Origin of the sequence: Neobittarella massiliensis (ex Bilen et al. 2018) (assembly GCF_900289145.1) — a bacterium.
Lineage (GTDB): Bacteria > Bacillota > Clostridia > Oscillospirales > Ruminococcaceae > Neobittarella > Neobittarella massiliensis.
In genome coordinates this window covers 65,711-83,022 of record NZ_OKQO01000009.1, presented here as the reverse complement: position 1 = coordinate 83,022, position 17,312 = coordinate 65,711, and the positions used below count along the sequence as shown (strand labels likewise).

At 62.4% G+C, this 17,312-nt stretch carries 15 protein-coding genes; 7 read left to right on the top strand and 8 right to left on the bottom strand.

Annotation, left to right across the window (positions count from 1 at the left end; all coding sequences use genetic code 11):
• Positions 1-125: 125 nt before the first annotated feature.
• The 4 genes from C6Y32_RS12980 to C6Y32_RS12965 all read right to left on the bottom strand — a co-directional run bounded on the left by C6Y32_RS12980 (position 126) and on the right by C6Y32_RS12965 (position 3,536).
• Positions 126-947, bottom strand: a complete 822-nt coding sequence (locus C6Y32_RS12980; RefSeq protein ID WP_105205689.1) for a YfjL-like protein — start codon at positions 945-947, stop codon at positions 126-128.
• Positions 944-1,498 carry a zf-HC2 domain-containing protein gene (locus tag C6Y32_RS12975; RefSeq protein WP_105205688.1) on the bottom strand — a complete coding sequence of 185 codons (555 nt, stop codon included), beginning with the start codon at positions 1,496-1,498 and terminating at the stop codon, positions 944-946. Before C6Y32_RS12975 ends, C6Y32_RS12980 begins: the two co-directional genes overlap by 4 nt.
• Complete coding sequence (locus C6Y32_RS12970; RefSeq protein WP_105205687.1) at positions 1,495-1,986, bottom strand: RNA polymerase sigma factor; 492 nt, start codon at positions 1,984-1,986, stop codon at positions 1,495-1,497. The genes C6Y32_RS12975 and C6Y32_RS12970 overlap by 4 nt, the downstream gene beginning before the upstream one ends.
• A gap of 164 nt (positions 1,987-2,150) precedes the next feature.
• Complete coding sequence (locus C6Y32_RS12965; RefSeq protein ID WP_164998280.1) at positions 2,151-3,536, bottom strand: lipopolysaccharide biosynthesis protein; 1,386 nt, start codon at positions 3,534-3,536, stop codon at positions 2,151-2,153.
• A 368-nt stretch (positions 3,537-3,904) separates the two neighbouring features.
• On the opposite strand from C6Y32_RS12965, the gene C6Y32_RS12960 reads away from it, so the two are divergent.
• Positions 3,905-4,624, top strand: a complete 720-nt coding sequence (locus C6Y32_RS12960; protein WP_105205685.1) for a purine-nucleoside phosphorylase — start codon at positions 3,905-3,907, stop codon at positions 4,622-4,624.
• A gap of 110 nt (positions 4,625-4,734) precedes the next feature.
• Here C6Y32_RS12960 and C6Y32_RS12955 read toward each other — a convergent pair whose 3' ends face one another.
• From C6Y32_RS12955 to C6Y32_RS12940, 4 genes are all read right to left on the bottom strand, one after another.
• Positions 4,735-5,211 (bottom strand): pyridoxamine 5'-phosphate oxidase family protein, encoded by a 477-nt coding sequence (locus tag C6Y32_RS12955; RefSeq protein WP_105205684.1) that lies wholly within the window; start codon positions 5,209-5,211, stop codon positions 4,735-4,737.
• A gap of 83 nt (positions 5,212-5,294) precedes the next feature.
• Positions 5,295-5,945, bottom strand: coding sequence for a redox-sensing transcriptional repressor Rex (locus tag C6Y32_RS12950; RefSeq protein WP_370738827.1), 651 nt, complete (start codon positions 5,943-5,945; stop codon positions 5,295-5,297).
• Between the two features lie 321 nt (positions 5,946-6,266).
• The gene (locus tag C6Y32_RS12945; RefSeq protein WP_105205682.1) at positions 6,267-7,433 is read right to left on the bottom strand and encodes an isocitrate/isopropylmalate family dehydrogenase; all 1,167 of its coding nucleotides are present in this window, start codon (positions 7,431-7,433) and stop codon (positions 6,267-6,269) included.
• Between the two features lie 5 nt (positions 7,434-7,438).
• Positions 7,439-9,379, bottom strand: a complete 1,941-nt coding sequence (locus C6Y32_RS12940; protein ID WP_105205681.1) for an aconitate hydratase — start codon at positions 9,377-9,379, stop codon at positions 7,439-7,441.
• A 319-nt stretch (positions 9,380-9,698) separates the two neighbouring features.
• On the opposite strand from C6Y32_RS12940, the gene C6Y32_RS12935 reads away from it, so the two are divergent.
• The 6 genes from C6Y32_RS12935 to C6Y32_RS12905 all read left to right on the top strand — a co-directional run bounded on the left by C6Y32_RS12935 (position 9,699) and on the right by C6Y32_RS12905 (position 17,278).
• Positions 9,699-10,445: a ClpP family protease gene (locus C6Y32_RS12935; protein WP_105205680.1), complete on the top strand. Its 747-nt coding sequence runs from the start codon at positions 9,699-9,701 to the stop codon at positions 10,443-10,445.
• A 773-nt stretch (positions 10,446-11,218) separates the two neighbouring features.
• Positions 11,219-11,431, top strand: coding sequence for a YlzJ-like family protein (locus C6Y32_RS12925; RefSeq protein WP_105205678.1), 213 nt, complete (start codon positions 11,219-11,221; stop codon positions 11,429-11,431).
• Between the two features lie 138 nt (positions 11,432-11,569).
• Positions 11,570-14,071, top strand: a complete 2,502-nt coding sequence (locus C6Y32_RS12920; RefSeq protein WP_164998279.1) for an FtsK/SpoIIIE family DNA translocase — start codon at positions 11,570-11,572, stop codon at positions 14,069-14,071.
• An 85-nt stretch (positions 14,072-14,156) separates the two neighbouring features.
• Positions 14,157-16,148: a YgiQ family radical SAM protein gene (locus C6Y32_RS12915; protein ID WP_105205677.1), complete on the top strand. Its 1,992-nt coding sequence runs from the start codon at positions 14,157-14,159 to the stop codon at positions 16,146-16,148.
• Positions 16,088-17,047 carry a ComEC/Rec2 family competence protein gene (locus C6Y32_RS12910; protein ID WP_105205676.1) on the top strand — a complete coding sequence of 320 codons (960 nt, stop codon included), beginning with the start codon at positions 16,088-16,090 and terminating at the stop codon, positions 17,045-17,047. The genes C6Y32_RS12915 and C6Y32_RS12910 overlap by 61 nt, the downstream gene beginning before the upstream one ends.
• A 48-nt stretch (positions 17,048-17,095) precedes the next feature.
• The gene (locus tag C6Y32_RS12905) at positions 17,096-17,278 is read left to right on the top strand and encodes a hypothetical protein (RefSeq protein WP_105205675.1); all 183 of its coding nucleotides are present in this window, start codon (positions 17,096-17,098) and stop codon (positions 17,276-17,278) included.
• The last annotated feature ends 34 nt before the right edge of the window (positions 17,279-17,312 follow it).

Sequence of the window (17,312 nt, the reverse complement as noted above, 5' to 3'; positions counted from 1 at the left end):
ACACGTGTGGAGCGGGGCTGTGGGCTTGCCGCCGGAGGGCCTAAAAAATCGGACTGGAGCCGATTTAGACGCTGGCACCTGGTTTTTGTACCCGGTACTTTGGCCCGGTATTGGGCGCTGGACTTTTAGCTGACAGAGACGTGCAGCCGGTCGCGGTACTGGCGGTACTCCTCGTCGGTGATCTCTTCTTTGGGCTTTTGGCCGATGGGGTCGGGGTTTTGGAGCGCATTTTGCAGCAGGGCGGCCAACTGGCCGCTCTCGATATCGGCTGGGCGCAGGTTCTCGACACGGATGGTGGGGCCGTTTTCAGCGAAGGAGGAGAGGTGGTAGCACTGCACCGCTACCCCGGCGTTCAGACAGCGCTGGTGCACCTGGGTAAAGAGCGCCGCCAGCTGCTGGCAGGACATGTCGCCCAGGTCGACGAACAGTTGCAGCTGCAGCGGCAGTTGCTGGCGGGGGTCAAACGGCATATCCAGCTGCAGATACGGGGAGAGGTCCTCGTAGGCGGTCGCGGTGAATTCGACCCTCGGGTCTATCTGCTTTAGCCCCTCTATTTGGGCTAAGTGGGGCTGTAGATAGCTGCCGAAGGACTCCTCCAGACGAAGAGCGGTGTTGTGCAGCGCCGTGACACTGGTGTCGTAGCTGTCGTAACAGACGCTGCCACCTAAAAAGTGGGGCTTCCACTCGACAGAAAAATGCGCGTCGACATGGTCGGGGTCCTGCACCTGGACGGTATAGCGGCCGAGCTTGAAATTGTAGACCGGCTTTTTTACCTGCAGCTGGCTGTGGGGGTACTGCTGCCGCAGATAGCAGTCTATCCCTTTTTGGGCGATGGCCGCCGAGACGGGATCGCCCAGAAAGGAGGCGGCGACACCGGCGATAGCGGCGATGAGCAGCAGGGCGGCGAGCAGGGCCCCCAGCTTGAGCAGGCGCTTTTTGGCGGTCATGGCGTATCCTCCTTTTTAAAGGCGAAGTGCAGCAGAAAACCGATGAGGCAGCCCACTGCGGCGAGAGCGGCATAGAGGATCGCCATGGGCACTGCGGCGATCAGCGCGGCGACTGGGCCGCTGTGGTCGAAAAGGAGCAGTTTGCAGAGCACCCCGACGAGAGAGCACAGCCCGGCCCCGGCCACCGACCAGTACCACTGCCGCCGCAACACCAGGTAACCGGCGGCGCCGATGGCCGGCATGATGAGCAGGTTGTAGAACATGTCTATGGAGTAGGTGAGCAGGCTGCCGCCCAGCACGCCCACCAGCAGGATGAGCAGCGCGCCGGTGAGCAGCTGCCGCCGCAGACGGCGCACGGTGAGCAGTTCTGGCGCCGGGGCGACGGGCGGCACCGAAGAGCTGCCCGCTGCCAGCAGCGCCCGACACTGGGGGCACTGGGCGGTGTGGCCGGCCACCAGCTGCCGGCTCTCGGTGCTGGCCACACCGTCTTGTACCAGCGGTATCAGGTCTTGGCAGGCGCCACAGCCGATGTGCGGTTGCCGTTCACTCATAAGTACCCCTCCTTTTGCAGCTGCTCGCGCAGCCACTTTTTGGTGCGAAATTCGATGACCCGGGCCGAATTGGGAGAGATGTGCAGCGCGGCGGCGATCTCGTCGTAGCTGTGGCCCAGCGCCCGCAGATAGATGGTGCGCCGCGGGCCTTCACCTTTTTCTGAGAGCAGCTGGGCGATGCGGTCGACTGTCTGCCGGGCGATGAGCTGGGACTCGGGGCCCGGGCCGCACAGATAGGCGCCCAGCAGCGCGCTGTCGCCGGTGAGGGGCGGGGGAGACCGCAGCTGGCGCAGCCACAGGTGGCGGGCGATGCCCAGCAGCCAAGTCTTTACGCTGCTGTCGCCGCGAAAGCGGCCGATGGCGCACAGGGCCTGCAAAAATGTCTCGGAGGTGAGGTCTTCGGCCTGGGTGGGGTCGCCGGTGAGCGACAGCAGGTAGAGGTATACATCCCGCTGAAAAGCGCGGTACAGCTGCTCGACCCGGTGCATGCCATCATCTCCTCTCACCTATCTGTCGCCGCAAAACAGATTTTGTTACAAAAAACCTGAAAAAGAGGCGTTTTTTCTTTTTTGACTGCTTTATAAGTGACTGGACAGTAAAACAGGCCCACCGGGCCGGGAGCGGCGGTGGACCTGCGGACAGCTGAAAGGCGTTACTTGATGATGCGGGATACGCCCCGTAAAATGGGCTTAAAGTTGCACAGCAGCATGACGAGCACCAGTGCGATCTGGCAGGGGATCCAGTAGGGGATCTCGGTGATCATGATGACCGCCTGCAGAATGAGGATCGCGGTGTTAAAAAGCATTTTGGGGAACTGGAAGTTGATCTTTATATACTTGCGGGAGTTGGCGGCGCGAATGAGGTAGATGACAAAATAGCTGGCCAGCGTGGCGATGGCCGCCCCGTTGACCCCCACCCGCGGGATGAGCGCCAGATTGAGCACGATGTTGATGAGCGCGCCCGAGATGACGGTACCCAGGATGAGCGTAGTCTTTTTTTCGACCAGGTAGACGCTGCCGATGAAGGTGGCAAAGCAGTTAAACAGCGTGGCGATGACCAGCACCGGGATGTAGCGCCAGGAGTCGTAGAAGGTTTGGGAGACCAGGATGGAGGTGATGAACTTGGCCATCATGATGAGGCCGGAAGAGCCCAGAAACAGGAGCGACTGGAAGGAGGAAAAGACATTGGAAAAAAAGGCGGAGCGCTTTTTGCTGTCGGCCGACTCGACGGCGGAGATCTGCCAGGCGTCGGAGAAGATGGTGGAGAGCAGCACGATAGCGGTGGGCACCTTGTAGCTGGCGGCGTACAGGCCGTTGGCCCCTTCACCCAGGTAGTAGGTGACCATGTACCGGTCGGAGACGTTGGTGATCCACCAGAACACCGCCGAGGGGATCATGGGGATGCAGTAGCGCATCATCGAGCCCCACAGACCGGGGCGCCAGTGGCCCAGCTTGATGTACCGGTGCAGCCCGGCGATGGTGAACAAAAACAGGGTACACAGTGTGTCGGCCACGATGGTGGCCAGGACATAACCAGTGATGCCCCACTTGAACACCACCAAAAACAGCACGTTGAGGATGATGGTGAGCACCGTGGCCAAGATGCCGTCGAAGGCGTAGAGCTTGACGTACTGCTTGGAGCGGACGAACTCGGCGCACAGCTGCTTGATGAGGGCCATGAACACGTACAGGTAGATGAGCAGCGTGTACTGACTGATGAAGGTGATCTTTTTGAGCAGCGGCGAGAACAGGAAGAACACCCCGAAGCCGGCCAAGATGGTGACCAGGCCGATAGAGAACACGTCGGATTTGTCGATGCGCTTATCGAGCCCGAAGCGGATGATGCCGCTGGCGATGCTCAGAGAGACGACCGGCATGAGCAGGCTGGCCGTTTGCGTGATGATATCGACGGTGCCGTAGTCGCTGGGGGAGAGCACCCGGGTATACAGCGGCATGAGCAAAAAGACCAGCAGTTTGGAGCTGAAAGTACCGATGGAGAAGATGATGGTATTGGACATCAGCTTTTTGTATTTATTCAAGCGAAAACCACCCTTTACTGTGCAGCGCCGGGCGCGGGAGCCGTGGGCGCCGTGTTCAAGCGAGGGCCGGCCGGAACGGCCGGCATCGAACATATAGCCTATTATACCAATGTCAGGAAAAAATGACAAACTTATGCGCAATAATTATTACTATATACCCATTTGCACCGTCGATTATACAGATATCCTGTGAACAATCCTGTGCAAAAGCCACAGATAGGGGCGCAGGGGGCAGTTTAGGGGCGAGCGGGGCGGCAAGGCGGCGTGTTGTACTGCCGGCGGCGGGAGTGGTATACTAAAGAAAACACGGGGTGGAGAGCGGCGGCAAAATGGGGCCGCTCTTCTGATGATGGGAAGGAGCGAGCGCGATGAGCATGCACATCGAGGCCAAGATGGGGGATATCGCCCCCAGTATTTTGCTGCCGGGGGACCCGGAGCGGGCCAAATTCATAGCGGAGAACTACCTGCAGGACCCGGTATGTTTCAACAGAGTGCGGGGGATGTACGGCTATACCGGCCTTTATAAGGGGCAGCCCATGTCGGTGATGGGGACGGGGATGGGCATACCGTCGATGCTCATCTACGCCACCGAGCTCACCCGCGATTACGGTTGTAAGCGGCTGGTGCGGCTGGGCACGGCCGGCGCTTTTGACCCCGACTTGAAGCTGATGGACATCGTGCTGTCGCAGGCCACCAGCACCACCTCGGCCATCAACGACTACATTTTGCCCGGCCACTTTGCCGCCTGCGCCGACTTTGAACTGCTGGACAAGGCCTACCATTTGGGACGGGACCGGGGGCTGCGCATTTTTGCCGGCAACACGCTGTGCAACGACCACCTGTATATCGATGACAAGCCGGCCTATGCGGCCAAGTGGGCGGCATACGGGGTGATCGCCTCGGAGATGGAGGGAACGGCGCTGTACACGGCCGCGGCCCGCTACGGCGCCAAGGCGCTGACCATGATGAGCATCGTGGTGACCAATTTTGGCGGCGACGGCAGCCACGAGGGCGGGGTCTCGGCCGAGGACAAGGAGAAAAATCTCATTGACATGATCGAGCTGGCGCTGGATACCGCAGCGCAGTAGGCGCGGCCGGCAGCAAAGTAAAATGTGAACAAATTGTAAAAAAGGCCCCTATTTTTGCTGTTTGGCAAAGATAGGGACCTTTTTTGCACTGGATGAATGGACGGGGGCGATCAGTACCCCCGCTGCTTGGCGGTATAGTCGGTGGAGGTGAGGGAAAAGACGGCGACCGAGCGGGTCTCGCTCTCGCTAAAAGAGAAGTCGCGGCCGGTCTGGGCGCGCATGAGCAGAGATAGGGCCGCCGCCTTTTCGGCGGGGTCTTTTAGGATGCGGACCTGGCCGGTGCCAAGCAGGCTCTGGTAATCGTAGCCGTACTGGCAGGCGGTGGGGCCGGCGGTGAGCCGGTGGGCACAATCCATCTCGAAGGCGACGGGGCCGGTACAGGCCTGCAGGGCAGACAGCTTGCGGCCGGTCTGGGCGCTGTGAAAGTACAGCGTGAGCGCGCCGCTCTCGGACAGCTGATAGCCAAAATTGAGCGGCACGATGTAGGGGCCCTGCCTGTCGGTGACGGCGATGCGGCAGACCTTGCAGCGGGAGAGCAGGTCGGCGATAGCGGCGGGGTCGGTGATCTGGCGGTCGCGGCGGCGCATGGGGGACCTCCTTTACAAAAACAGGTACCGGGCGGGCAGAGATCGCGCCCGGCGGGACAGCGGCGGGGCGCGGTGGAGCGATACTACAAAAAGTCGGGGGTGTGGATGTTGTGGGTCGCCTGGTAGCACAGGGTGAGCAGGCTGTCGCCCAGATGGACGTTTTCGACCACTACGTTTTTGTGGTCCACCCGCAAGTCGTAGTGGCTGAAGTTCCAAAAGCCGGTGATGCCCAGCTCGACGAGCGACTCGGCCACCTGGGCGGCGGCTGTTTTGGGAATGCAGAGGATGGCGATGGTGGGGTGGCGCTGGGCGCAGAAAGCGGAGAGATCGTCGCTGTGCTGCACCTGCAGGCCAGCGACCTGCCGCCCCACCTTTTGGGCGTCGCAGTCGAAGATGCCGGTGAGGGTAAAGCCCCGCTTTTCGAAATGCATGTGGGTGGCGATCGCCTGCCCCAGATTGCCGGCGCCGATGAGGATGGCCTGCAGGTCGTGGTCGACGCCGATGATCTTGCCGATCTCGCGGTGCAGCTGATGGATGTTATAGCCGTACCCCTGCTGGCCAAAGCCGCCGAAGCAGTTGAGGTCCTGCCGGATCTGGGAGGCGGTGAGGTGCATGCGCTCGGCCAGCTCTTTAGAGGAAATGCGGCCCACACCGCTGGCCAGCAGATCGCCCAGAAAGCGGTAGTACCGGGGCAGCCGGCGGATGACAGAAAAGGAAACCGTGTTTTTTTTCACAGACATCTACCTCGCCAATCAAAAAAGTATCGTATATATCGTTTATCGTGTGTCAGGTATCGTTTAAAAACTGCCGGCACCGCCGGACGGTAGAGACAGGAAATAGGAGGGAGGCATTGCTGCCTCCCTCCTCGTATTTTATAGCATTTTTACGAAAACCGCAATGTCGGTTTAGTCAAAGAGAATAATATCGGATGATATGACAAAATATTCACGAGACCATTGGGCAAAAACACCCGCATAATCCGGTGTATCCACATGTGCCCGTGTGTGCTTGTGTACGTGTGCGCATGCAGCCGTGGGCGGCCGCGTGCTTGTGCGCTACAGCTTTTGGATGGTCTCCATCACGTAGTCGCCGAACTGCTGGCAGGTGCAGCCGGTGTCGCGGCCGGTGCACTGCATCTTGTGCTCCTCGTACATGCAGATGTCCAGGGCGCGCTCCAGCTTGTCGGCCTCCTGCTGATAGCCCACGTGGGAGAGCATCAGCACCGCCGCACGCAGCATGGAGCAGGGGTCGGCGTAGATGTCGCGGCCCTCGTCGACCATGCGGGGGGCCGAGCCGTGGATGGCCTCGAACATGGCGTAGCGCTTGCCCAGGTTGGCGCTGCCGGCGGTGCCGACGCCGCCCTGGAACTCGGCCGCCTCGTCGGTGATGATGTCGCCGTACAGGTTGGGCAGCACGAACACCTTGAAGTCGCGGCGGCGCTTTTCGTCGATGAGCTTGGCGGTGGTGATGTCGATGTACCAGTCGTCGGTGATGATCTCGGGGTACTCTTTGCCGATGTTTTGGCACAGCTCTAAAAACTTGCCGTCGGTGGCTTTGACCACGTTGGCTTTGGTGATGATGGACACCCGCTCTTTGCCGTTTTTGCGGGCGAAGTCGTAGGCCAGGCGGGCGATGCGCTCGGTGCCCTGAGTGGTGGTGACGGTGAAGTCGACCGAGAGGTCGTCGTCGGCGGCCAGACCGCTGGAGCCCAGGGTGTAGGCGCCCTCGGTGTTCTCGCGGAAGAAGGTCCAGTCGATGCCCTGCTCGGGCACCTTGACCGGGCGCACGTTGGCAAACAAGTCGAGCTCTTTGCGCATGGCCACGTTGGCGCTCTCGATGTTGGGCCACTTATCGCCTTTGCGGGGAGTGGTGGTGGGGCCCTTTAAGATGACGTGGCAGGCCTTGAGCTCGGCCAGCACATCGTCGGGGATGGCTTTTTTGTGTGCCACCCGGTTCTCGATGGTGAGGCCGTCTATCTCGCGAAACTCCACCTTGCCGGCCCGCACCTTATCGGCCAGCAGCCAGGACACGACCCGCTCGGCCTCGTGGGTGATGCGGGGGCCGATGCCGTCGCCGCCGCAGACGCCGATGATGAGTTTATCCAGGTTCTGATAGTCGACGAAATCGCCCTGCGCCTTCATCATCTCTACCCGGTCCAGCTGGCCCTCCAGCACCTTGGCGAAGTGTTCACACGCTCTTTTGATGGTCTCTTCTCTGGTCATACTGCTCACTGCCTTTCGCTTATTTTTTTGGTGTAGGGCAGCAGGCCGCCCGCGAGTAGGATATCGATCTGCCGGCCCGACAGCTCGGCTTTTACGGCAAAGCTGCGGCCGGTGGTGCTGTCGGTGACGGTGAGGTCGCCGCCGGCCTTCAGGCCGGCCGGCACGCCGCAGATAGACAGCGCGTGGCCCAGCTCGACGCCGTCGTAGTCAGATTCGCTGACAAATTCCAGCGGCAAAATACCGGCGTTTACCAGATTTGCCTTGTGGATGCGGGCAAAACTCTTGGCGATGACCGCCTTGACCCCCAGATACAGGGGGGCCAGCGCCGCGTGCTCGCGGGAGGAGCCCTGCCCGTAGTTGTGCCCGCCGACGATGATGCCTTGCCCCTTCTCTTTGCAGCGGGCGGGGAAATCGGGGTCGACGGCGACAAAGCAGAACTCGGAGATCTTGGGCACATTGGAGCGGTAGGGCAGCACCTTGGCCCCGGCGGGCATGATGTGGTCGGTGGTGATGTTGTCCTCTACCTTTAAAGTGACTTCGCAGCGGATATCCTCGGCCAGCGGGGCGGTCTGGGGGTAGGGTCTGATGTTGGGGCCGCGCCGGATCTCGAGGGCCTGCGCCTCGTCGGCGCCGGCGGGGTGGACGATGAGGTTGTCGCTGATGGTAAAGCGCTCGGGCATGACCACCTCGGCTGCCTGCCCCAGAGTGGTGGGGTCGGTGATATAGCCGGTGAGGGCCGAGGCGGCCGCCGTCTCGGGGCTGACCAGGTAGACCTGGGCGTCGGCCGTGCCGCTGCGGCCCTTAAAGTTGCGGTTGAAGGTGCGCAGCGACACGCCTGCCGAGCGGGGCGACTGGCCCATGCCGATACAGGGGCCGCAGGTGCACTCCAGCACCCGGGCGCCGGCGGCGATGAGATCGCCCAGCGCGCCGCAGTCGGCCATCATGGCAAAGACCTGCTTGGAGCCCGGCGAGATGGTGAGGCTGACGCCTTCGGCCACCGTTTGGCCCTTTAACATGCCGGCCACCCGCAGCAGGTCGCGCAGCGACGAGTTGGTGCAGGAGCCGATGCACACCTGGTCGACCTTGATGCCGCAGAGCTCGGATACCGGTTTTACGTTGTCGGGGGAGTGGGGGCAAGCCGCCAGCGGGCGCAGCGCCGACAGATCGACGGTGATGACCTTGTCGTACTGGGCGTCGCTGTCGGGCTGCAGGGGGGTAAAGTCGCTCTCGCGGCCCTGGGCGCGCAGAAAGTCGCGGGTGACCTCGTCGGCGGGGAAGATGGAGGTGGTGGCCCCCAGCTCGGCGCCCATGTTGGTGATGGTGGCCCGCTCGGGCACCGACAGGGTGGACACGCCTTCGCCGGCGTACTCGACCACGTAGCCGACACCGCCCTTGACGCTGAGCTGGCGCAGCACCTCTAAGATGACATCTTTGGCGCTGACATAGCCCTGCAGGCGGCCGGTGAGCTCGACTTTGATGGTGCCGGGCATGGGAATATAGTAGGCGCCGCCGCCCATGGCCACGGCCACGTCGAGACCGCCGGCGCCGATGGCCAGCATGCCGATGCCGCCGCAGGTGGGGGTGTGGCTGTCGGAGCCGATGAGGGTCTTGCCGGGGACGCCGTAGCGCTCGAGGTGCACCTGGTGGCAGATGCCGTTGCCGGGACGGGAGAAATCTACCCCGATCTTTTTGGTGATGGACTGCATGTAGGCGTGGTCGTCGGCGTTTTCAAAACCCGACTGCAGGGTGTTGTGGTCGATATAGGCGACCGATTTTTCGGTCTTGACCCGGGGAATGCCGATGGCCTCGAACTCCAGATAGGCCATGGAGCCGGTGGCATCCTGGGTGAGGGTCTGGTCGATCTTGAGGCCGACCTCGCTGCCGGGGATCATCTCGCCCGAGAGCAGGTGGGCTTTGATGATCTTTTGGGCCAGTGTATATCCCATAGTGGTATCCCGTCCTCTCTGTTTTTGCTGCAATTTTAAAATAGTACTCCACCATTTTAAAACAATACAGGCCGTCTGTCAATGTAAATTCTGGTAGGATTTGAATTTTTAGAAATCAAAACTTGCAAAATTTAGAAAGATTACTGGCCGCAGCACCGAATAAGGCGCATTTTTTGGCAGATACTAAACCAAAAGCTGTGTGCAGCTTGCAAAACGGCAGTTTGGCGGACGCTGCTGCACAGCAGGATTTTGAGTGCATCGGGACGCGGGCAGCCGCCGGCTGCAGCGGGGCCGATGCGCCACAGAGAGGGGAAGAGCCATGCAGGAGATACAAAACAGCGCCGCAGACCAGGAGGAGAGAGAGGAAGAACAGACCGAGCGGGAGGAGCAGCAGGCCGAGCAGCAGATGATCACCTCGATGGGGTCGGTGACGGTGAAAAAGGGGGAGCGCACCATCCACTGCCTGACCATCATCGGCCAGATCGAGGGGCACTACATCCTGCCGCCGCAGAACAAGACCACCAAGTACGAGCATGTCATCCCCCAGCTGGTGGCCATTGAGGAGCACGAGGACATCGACGGGCTGATCGTGATCCTCAACACTGTGGGCGGCGACGTGGAGGCGGGGCTGGCCATTGCCGAGCTGATCGCCGGCATGCAAAAGCCCACCGTGTCGCTGGTGCTGGGGGGCGGCCACTCCATCGGCGTGCCGCTGGCGGTGGCGGCCAAGCGGTCGTTCATCGCCCCGTCAGCCACCATGACGGTGCACCCGGTGCGGCTCAACGGGCTGGTGCTGGGGGTGCCGCAATCGTTTTCGTATTTTGAGCAGATGCAGGACCGCATTTTGAAATTCGTGGCCCAGAACTCGCAGATATCCAAGGAGCGCTTTCGCGAGCTGATGATGACCACCGGCGAGCTGGCCATGGACGTGGGCACCGTGCTCGATGGCGAGCGGGCCACCAAAGAGGGGCTCATCGACCAGCTGGGCGGCCTGAAGGACGCCATGGACTGGCTGTACCAGGAGATAGAGAGCCGGCACCAGCATGAGAAGCAGGTAGCCGAGTAGCGCCACAGACCGGTATTGGCCGATGGCCCGCGCGTGTGGTGCGGCGGGCCGAGGAGACGGTGAGACGGGGAGACGACCGGCGGCGCCTGGCGCGCGGAGCAGGACGCCTGCCTTGGCGGTGCGCCGCCGTGGGCATGTAGAGCCGACACAGCTCTCGGCCAGGCGGCGTACTCGCTGTACTGTGTACTGTGTACGGCGCACTGTACACAGTGTACTGCGCACGGCGAACTTTGGCCGCCGGTCAAGAAGCTCGACGCGTGAAGAGCGGTGGACAGAGCGGCATGCGGCAGCGCAAAGAGGCGGCGACATGGGCCTTTTGGCCGTTTTGGCGGACTGGGCGCTTTCGGACAGTGGACGGCTCCTCCTTAATAGAGGGCGGCGGCCTGACACGGCGGAAAATGGAACAGTAAAGCAGTGGAGCAATGGAGCAGAAGAGCGGTGGAACGGTCGAGCCGTGCGGCGGGAAAAATGGGCGGCGGTGCGCGCCGCTCTTGATGTGGGTGAGGACCGCATGCCGACTTGGCCCCACCCCTCTACTGTACAGGCCTACCGCTACCCTGTGCGCCCCGCGTAAAACTTGTGCGTGTGCAGAACTTGTGCAGGCGATTTTTGGCCGGCAGCAGACCGCCGGCCGGACTGGTAGTGTGACGTGGGAGATATTGGGGGCGGCCGCGGGCATGGGACAGTGACAGATGACGGCCGCAGCTGGGGGCAGAGCGCGCACCGCGGCCGTCGGCAGCTATTTTTAAAAACCCGGTGGGAGGGGACAAATTATGATTTTACACACCGTCGTTCCTTATGGTATGATAATGGGTAGCGAAGTCAGCCGACCGGCCGACTACCGCAGTGTGGGGGGCGTGCCCTGCCAGGTGCAAAACGGCTGTATACAGCGGCTGTGCACCACCGACCCCAGCGCCTTTTTAGACCCCAAGCTGGCCCCGGGCCGGCAGCTGCCGCCGGGGTGCCGGCGCATCTACTACTTTTAAGGCGTACAGGGCACAGACAAAGCTGATCGCCCGGCTGGTGCCGGGCCCTACATACTCCGCCGCGGCGGGGCGCGCGGCGAGCTGACCGGACCGGTCGGACCGGTCATTTTATTTACATATAAGGAGCGTATCTCTACTATGGCCACCAAAACGACGAGACGCAAAAATACAGCGGCGGAAAAAAAGCGGGTGTTCCACCAGCAGATGGCGGCGGTCATCGCCTTTGGCGCGGGGCTGCTCATCACCGCGCTCACCTTTATAGCGGGGGAGAACGTGTGGCGCTTTTTGCACAGCGCGCTGTTTGGCCTGTTTGGGCTGTGCACCTACGCGGTGGGGCCGCTGATCTGCTACCTGTCGCTGGACTGCGCGCTGAAAAAGCGCTCGATCCTGTGGCCCTTTCTGATCGCGCTGGGGGCGTTGGCCTTTGGCTGCGGGCTGCTGCAGCTGATGTTTTCGCCCGAGCTGGCCGGCAACAACTTTTTTGACAAATTTGTGAATCTGTGGGCCACCGGCTCAGCCAAGCAGGGCGGTGGTCTGCTGTTTTGCGTGATCGGCTGGCCGCTGTCGGCGCTGTGCGGCCGCATCGGGGCGGTGCTCATCATGTGTATCACCCTGTTTGTGGGGCTGATGATCTACAGCGGCAAAACGCTGGTAGACCTGCATAAGAGCGTGTCGCAGCCGGTGAAACAGGCCGGGCAGATGATCGAGCGGCAGATGGAAAAAAGAGAGCAGCAGCGCCAGAAAAAGGCGGCCATCGACATCGATCTGGGCAATACCCACCCCATCGATATCCCGCTGGACGAGGAGCCGCCGACCCCGGTGAGCGCGTCGATCCCGGTGAGCGCGCCGGTGGAGGAGCTATCGGCCGAGGGAGACCGACAGACGGCGGTACCGGTGGTGGACGACATTTTTGACGAGGACCCCATCGAGCCGTTTCCGGTGGGGGAGAGGGCCCAGCCGCTAGGCGATATAGACGAGCTGGTGAGCCGGGTGGCCGCCGAGCAGCAGGGGCCCAGCCCGGCGGAGATCTTTAGCTCCTCGGGCGCCCAAAAGCCGGCCCCGGCCACTGGGCCGGAGCTGCCGTTTGCCGCCGCAGAAGAGAAAAACAGTTCGCCGCTGGAGGGGGCGGTGGAGGTGATGCCGCCCATCGACCTGGTGCCCGCCCCGGCGCCGGGGCAGGCGCCGCCCTACAAGTTCCCGCCGGTGAGCATATTGGACGCCACCCGGGGACCGGCCAACGCCGATATCTCTAATGAACTGCGGCAGAACGCCGACCGGCTGGTAGATACCCTCAAGAGCTTTGGCGTGCAGACGCGCATCATCAACATCAGCCGCGGCCCGGCGGTGACCCGCTACGAGCTGCAGCCCAACGCCGGAGTGAAGATCAGCAAGATCACCAACCTGGCCGACGACATCGCCCTGAACCTGGCGGCGGTGGGGGTGCGCATCGAGGCGCCCATCCCCGGCAAGGCGGCGGTGGGCATCGAGGTGCCCAACCGCAACGTGAGCGTGGTGGGCATTCGGGAGCTGCTGGGCTCGGATACCTTTCGCACCGCGGCCAGCCCGCTGACGGTGGCGCTGGGCAAAGACATCGCCGGGGCGGTGAAGGTGGCCGATATCGGCAAGATGCCCCATGTGCTGATCGCCGGCGCCACCGGCTCGGGCAAGTCGGTGTGCATAAACTCCATCATCCTCAGTTTGCTGTACAAGTCTTCCCCCGAAGAGGTGCGGCTTTTGATGGTGGACCCCAAGGTGGTGGAGCTGGGCATTTATAACGGCATCCCCCACCTGCTGGTGCCGGTGGTGACCGACCCCCACAAGGCCGCCGGCGCCCTGGGCTGGGCGGTGACCGAGATGTTAAACCGCTACAAGCTGTTTGCCGCCAACAACGTGCGGGATATCGGCGGTTACAACAAGCTGTGCGAGGCCCGCGCGGACATGGAAAAGCTGCCCCGCATCGTCATCATCATCGACGAGCTGGCCGACTTGATGATGGCCGCCCCCGGCGAGGTGGAGGACGCCATCTGCCGCTTGGCACAGATGGCCCGCGCCGCCGGTATGCACCTCATCATCGCCACCCAGCGGCCCTCGGTGGACGTGATCACCGGTGTGATCAAGGCCAACATCCCCAGCCGTATCGCCTTTGCGGTGTCGTCGCAGATCGACTCGCGCACCATACTGGACGGCTCGGGGGCGGAAAAGTTGCTGGGTAAAGGAGACATGCTGTACTTCCCGGTGGGGGCCTCCAAGCCGACCCGGTTGCAGGGCTGTTTTGTCACCGACGAGGAGATCGAGCGGGTGGTGGAATTTATAAAGCCCGAGACGCCCAAGACCTACGACGAGCAGATCATCGAGGAGATCGAGAAACAGGCCACGGCCGAGAAGGGCAAAGGCGGCAGCGGCGGTGACGGCGACGAGGACGACGACATGCTGCCCGACGCCATCGAGGTGGCGATCGACCTGGGGCAGATATCGACTTCGATGCTGCAGCGCAAGCTGAAGCTGGGCTATGCCCGCGCTGCCCGCATCATCGACGCCATGGAGGAGAAAGGCATCATCAGCGGGTTTGAGGGCTCTAAGCCGCGGCGGGTGCTCATCACCCGGCAGCAGTGGCTGGAGATGAACGCCAGAGAGCAGTAGGTGCAGCGCTGCCCGATAAGGTCGGCAACTGCCGCTTTAAACAGAGCGGCAGTTGCCGCGATACAGGATATAAGGAATTTTACATATGAGAGATTTTTTACCGATCTGCCGGGCGGATATGGAGGCCCGGGGGCGGGAGCAGGTGGACTTTGTCTACATCAGCGGCGACAGCTACATCGACCACCCCAGTTTTGGCGCCGCCATCATCACCCGCCTGCTGGAGGACCGGGGCTACAGGGTGGCCATCTTGCCCCAGCCGGACATAGGCGACGAGGCGGTGTTTACCCAATTTGGCACCCCGCGGCTGGGCTTTATGATATCTTCGGGCAATGTGGACTCGATGGTGAACCACTACACGGTGGCCAAAAAGCGCCGGAGCACCGACTTTTACACCGCCGGCGGCGAGATGGGCCGCCGGCCGGACCGGGCGGTGACCGTTTACACGCGCATGGTGCGGCGGCTCTACCCCCAAAGCGCCATCATCATCGGCGGGGTGGAGGCCTCGCTGCGGCGGTTTGCCCACTACGACTACTGGGATGACAAGGTGCGGCCCAGCATTTTGGCCGACAGCGGGGCGGACCTCATCTCGTACGGGATGGGCGAGTACCAGACCATCGAGTTGGCCGACCGGCTGGCCGCCGGCGAGCCCATCAGCGCCATCACCGATGTGCGGGGCACCTGCTATATGACCACCCGCGACCAGCTGGCACCCGGCTTTGTGGAGTGCGCCAGCTTTGAGAAGGTGCGGGAAAACAAGCTGAGCTATGCCAAGGCCACCGCCATCCAGTACGGGGAGTTCGACTATGCCCGCGGGCGCACCGTGGTGCAGAAGCACGGCGACCGGGTGCTGGTGCAAAACCCGCCGGCCAAGCCGCTGGACACCGAGATGCTCGATTACGTGTACGCGCTGCCCTACCAGCGCACCTACCACCCCAGCTACGAGAAGCTGGGCGGGGTGCCGGCCATCAAAGAGGTGGAGTTCTCCATCATCCACAACCGGGGCTGTTTTGGCGCCTGCAATTTCTGCGCCATCGCCGTGCACCAGGGGCGGCACATCACCTGCCGCTCGACCCAGTCGGTGCTAAAAGAGGCAAAGGCGCTGACTGAAAACCCGCGCTTTAAGGGCTACATCCACGATGTGGGCGGCCCCACCGCCAACTTTCGGCAGCCCAGCTGTTCTGGTCAGCTGGAGCGGGGCATGTGCAAAAATAAAAAGTGCCTGGCGCCGACCCCCTGCCCGCGGCTGCAGGTGGACCACCGGGAGTACGATGAGCTGCTGAGCGACATGCGGAAGATACCGGGCATCAAAAAGGTATTCGTGCGCTCGGGCATCCGCTTTGACTACCTGAACCTAGATAAGGACCAGAGCTTTTTTGACCACCTGGTGGCCCACCACGTGAGCGGACAGCTGAAGGTGGCGCCGGAGCACTGCAGCGCCGGGGTGCTGGCGGCCATGGGCAAGCCGGCTATCGCCGCCTACAAGCGCTTTCAGTCGCAGTTTTACAAAAAGACGGCCAAGATCGGCAAGAAGCAGTATTTGGTGCCCTATTTGATGAGCAGCCACCCGGGCAGCGGCTTAAAAGAGGCCATCGACCTGGCGCTGTTTTTAAAGGAGGAGGGGCTGCACCCGCAGCAGGTGCAGGACTTTTACCCCACCCCCAACACGGTGTCGACCTGCATGTACTACACCGGGCTGGACCCGTTTACCCTGCAGCCGGTCTACGTGGCCACCGACCCCCACGAGAAGGCCATGCAGCGGGCGCTGATCCAGTACTTTTTGCCGCAGAACCGCGCGCTGGTGTGTGAGGCACTGCTGCGGGCTGGCCGGGCCGACCTGATCGGCGTGGGAAAGAACTGCCTGGTGTGCCCGGACCAGAAGACGGCGGCCATTTTGCAGGCCAGAAGGGAAAAGGCGCAGCAGCGCCCGCAAAAGGGGCGGGATCGCCGCCCCGGCGGGAAGAAGGGCAGCCCGGCCGGGCGCGGTAAAAAGCCCGCTACCGGAAAGGGGGCAGACCGATGGCAGGCGCAAAACGGCAGCCGCAAAAGCGGCGGCGGACAACGAAAAGGCGGCCGGTAAAGGGAAAATACGGCTATTTGCTGGCGGCGCTCATGGCGGTGCTCTGCGTTTTGGTATCCGCCGGGCGGGACTACCTGCCGCAGCTGGGCGGCTGGCTGGAGACGCTGGGCCTCTCGGATGTGCAGCAGCCACAGGCGCCGGGGGCGGTACACTTTATCGACGTGGGGCAGGGAGACTGCGCGCTCATCCAGTCGGGGGGCAAGAACATCCTCATCGACGGGGGAGAGAACAACCAGGGCCAGCGGGTGGTGGCCTACCTGCAGGGCCTGTCGATCACCGAGCTGGATATGGTGGTGGCCACCCACGCCCACAGTGACCACATCGGCGGGCTGGACGTGGTGATGCGCGCCATCCCCACCAAGACGCTGCTGATGCCCAAATCGGCCCCGGGCAAGACCCCCACCACCAAGACCTACCTGGACATGCTGCAGGCGGCCGACGAGACCGGCGCAGAGCTGGTATATGCCGCGCCGGGGCAGCAGTTCTCCTTTGACGAGGGCAAGATCGAGGTGCTGGGGCCCACCGAGCAGTACGAGGACGCCAACAACACCTCGGTAGTGCTGCGCTTTACCTATGGGCAGACCCGGTTTTTGTTTACCGGCGACGCCGAGAAAAAGAGCGAGAAGGCGCTGCTCGGCGCGGGGACAGACCTGCGCGCCGACGTGCTGAAACTGGGCCACCACGGCAGCGACACCTCGACTTCTACCGATTTTTTGCAGGCGGTGTCGCCGGCCTACGCGGTGGCCTGCGTGGGGGCCGGCAACAGCTACGGACACCCCAGCCAGCAGACGCTGGACCTGTTGGGCAGCCGCGGCGTGGCGCTGTACCGCACCGACTTGCAGGGAAACCTGCTGTTTAACACCGACGGCCAACACATCACCGTACAGACGCAGAAGTGACCGGCGCCGGAGGTATGGCCCGGCGGTGCCTAGAGGGAGCGAGAGCAGATGAAAAACAGGGTGTTACTGGGAGTGAGCGCCGCGGCGCTGATCATTTTTGCCGCGCTGCTGGCGGTGTGCCTTTTGACCGGCCGGCTGGGCGACTGGGCGGTGCGGCTGTTTGGCACCGGGGTGCTGGTGGCGCTGGCGGTGACCGTGTACAGCGCGGTGCGGGCGCACGTAAAGCGGTAGAACTCTGCGTTTGACTGATCGTCTCGCGAAGATG

Excerpts from the sequence above, each read along its gene's own strand:
- C6Y32_RS12980 (WP_105205689.1), bottom strand. The coding sequence starts at position 947 with ATGACCGCCAAAAAGCGCCTGCTCAAGCTGGGGGCCCTGCTCGCCGCC.
- C6Y32_RS12975 (WP_105205688.1), bottom strand. The coding sequence starts at position 1,498 with ATGAGTGAACGGCAACCGCACATCGGCTGTGGCGCCTGCCAAGACCTG.
- C6Y32_RS12970 (WP_105205687.1), bottom strand. The coding sequence starts at position 1,986 with ATGCACCGGGTCGAGCAGCTGTACCGCGCTTTTCAGCGGGATGTATAC.
- C6Y32_RS12960 (WP_105205685.1), top strand. The coding sequence starts at position 3,905 with ATGAGCATGCACATCGAGGCCAAGATGGGGGATATCGCCCCCAGTATT.
- C6Y32_RS12955 (WP_105205684.1), bottom strand. The coding sequence starts at position 5,211 with ATGCGCCGCCGCGACCGCCAGATCACCGACCCCGCCGCTATCGCCGAC.
- C6Y32_RS12945 (WP_105205682.1), bottom strand. The coding sequence starts at position 7,433 with ATGACCAGAGAAGAGACCATCAAAAGAGCGTGTGAACACTTCGCCAAG.
- C6Y32_RS12940 (WP_105205681.1), bottom strand. The coding sequence starts at position 9,379 with ATGGGATATACACTGGCCCAAAAGATCATCAAAGCCCACCTGCTCTCG.
- C6Y32_RS12935 (WP_105205680.1), top strand. The coding sequence starts at position 9,699 with ATGCAGGAGATACAAAACAGCGCCGCAGACCAGGAGGAGAGAGAGGAA.
- C6Y32_RS12925 (WP_105205678.1), top strand. The coding sequence starts at position 11,219 with ATGATTTTACACACCGTCGTTCCTTATGGTATGATAATGGGTAGCGAA.
- C6Y32_RS12920 (WP_164998279.1), top strand. The coding sequence starts at position 11,570 with ATGGCCACCAAAACGACGAGACGCAAAAATACAGCGGCGGAAAAAAAG.
- C6Y32_RS12915 (WP_105205677.1), top strand. The coding sequence starts at position 14,157 with ATGAGAGATTTTTTACCGATCTGCCGGGCGGATATGGAGGCCCGGGGG.
- C6Y32_RS12910 (WP_105205676.1), top strand. The coding sequence starts at position 16,088 with ATGGCAGGCGCAAAACGGCAGCCGCAAAAGCGGCGGCGGACAACGAAA.
- C6Y32_RS12905 (WP_105205675.1), top strand. The coding sequence starts at position 17,096 with ATGAAAAACAGGGTGTTACTGGGAGTGAGCGCCGCGGCGCTGATCATT.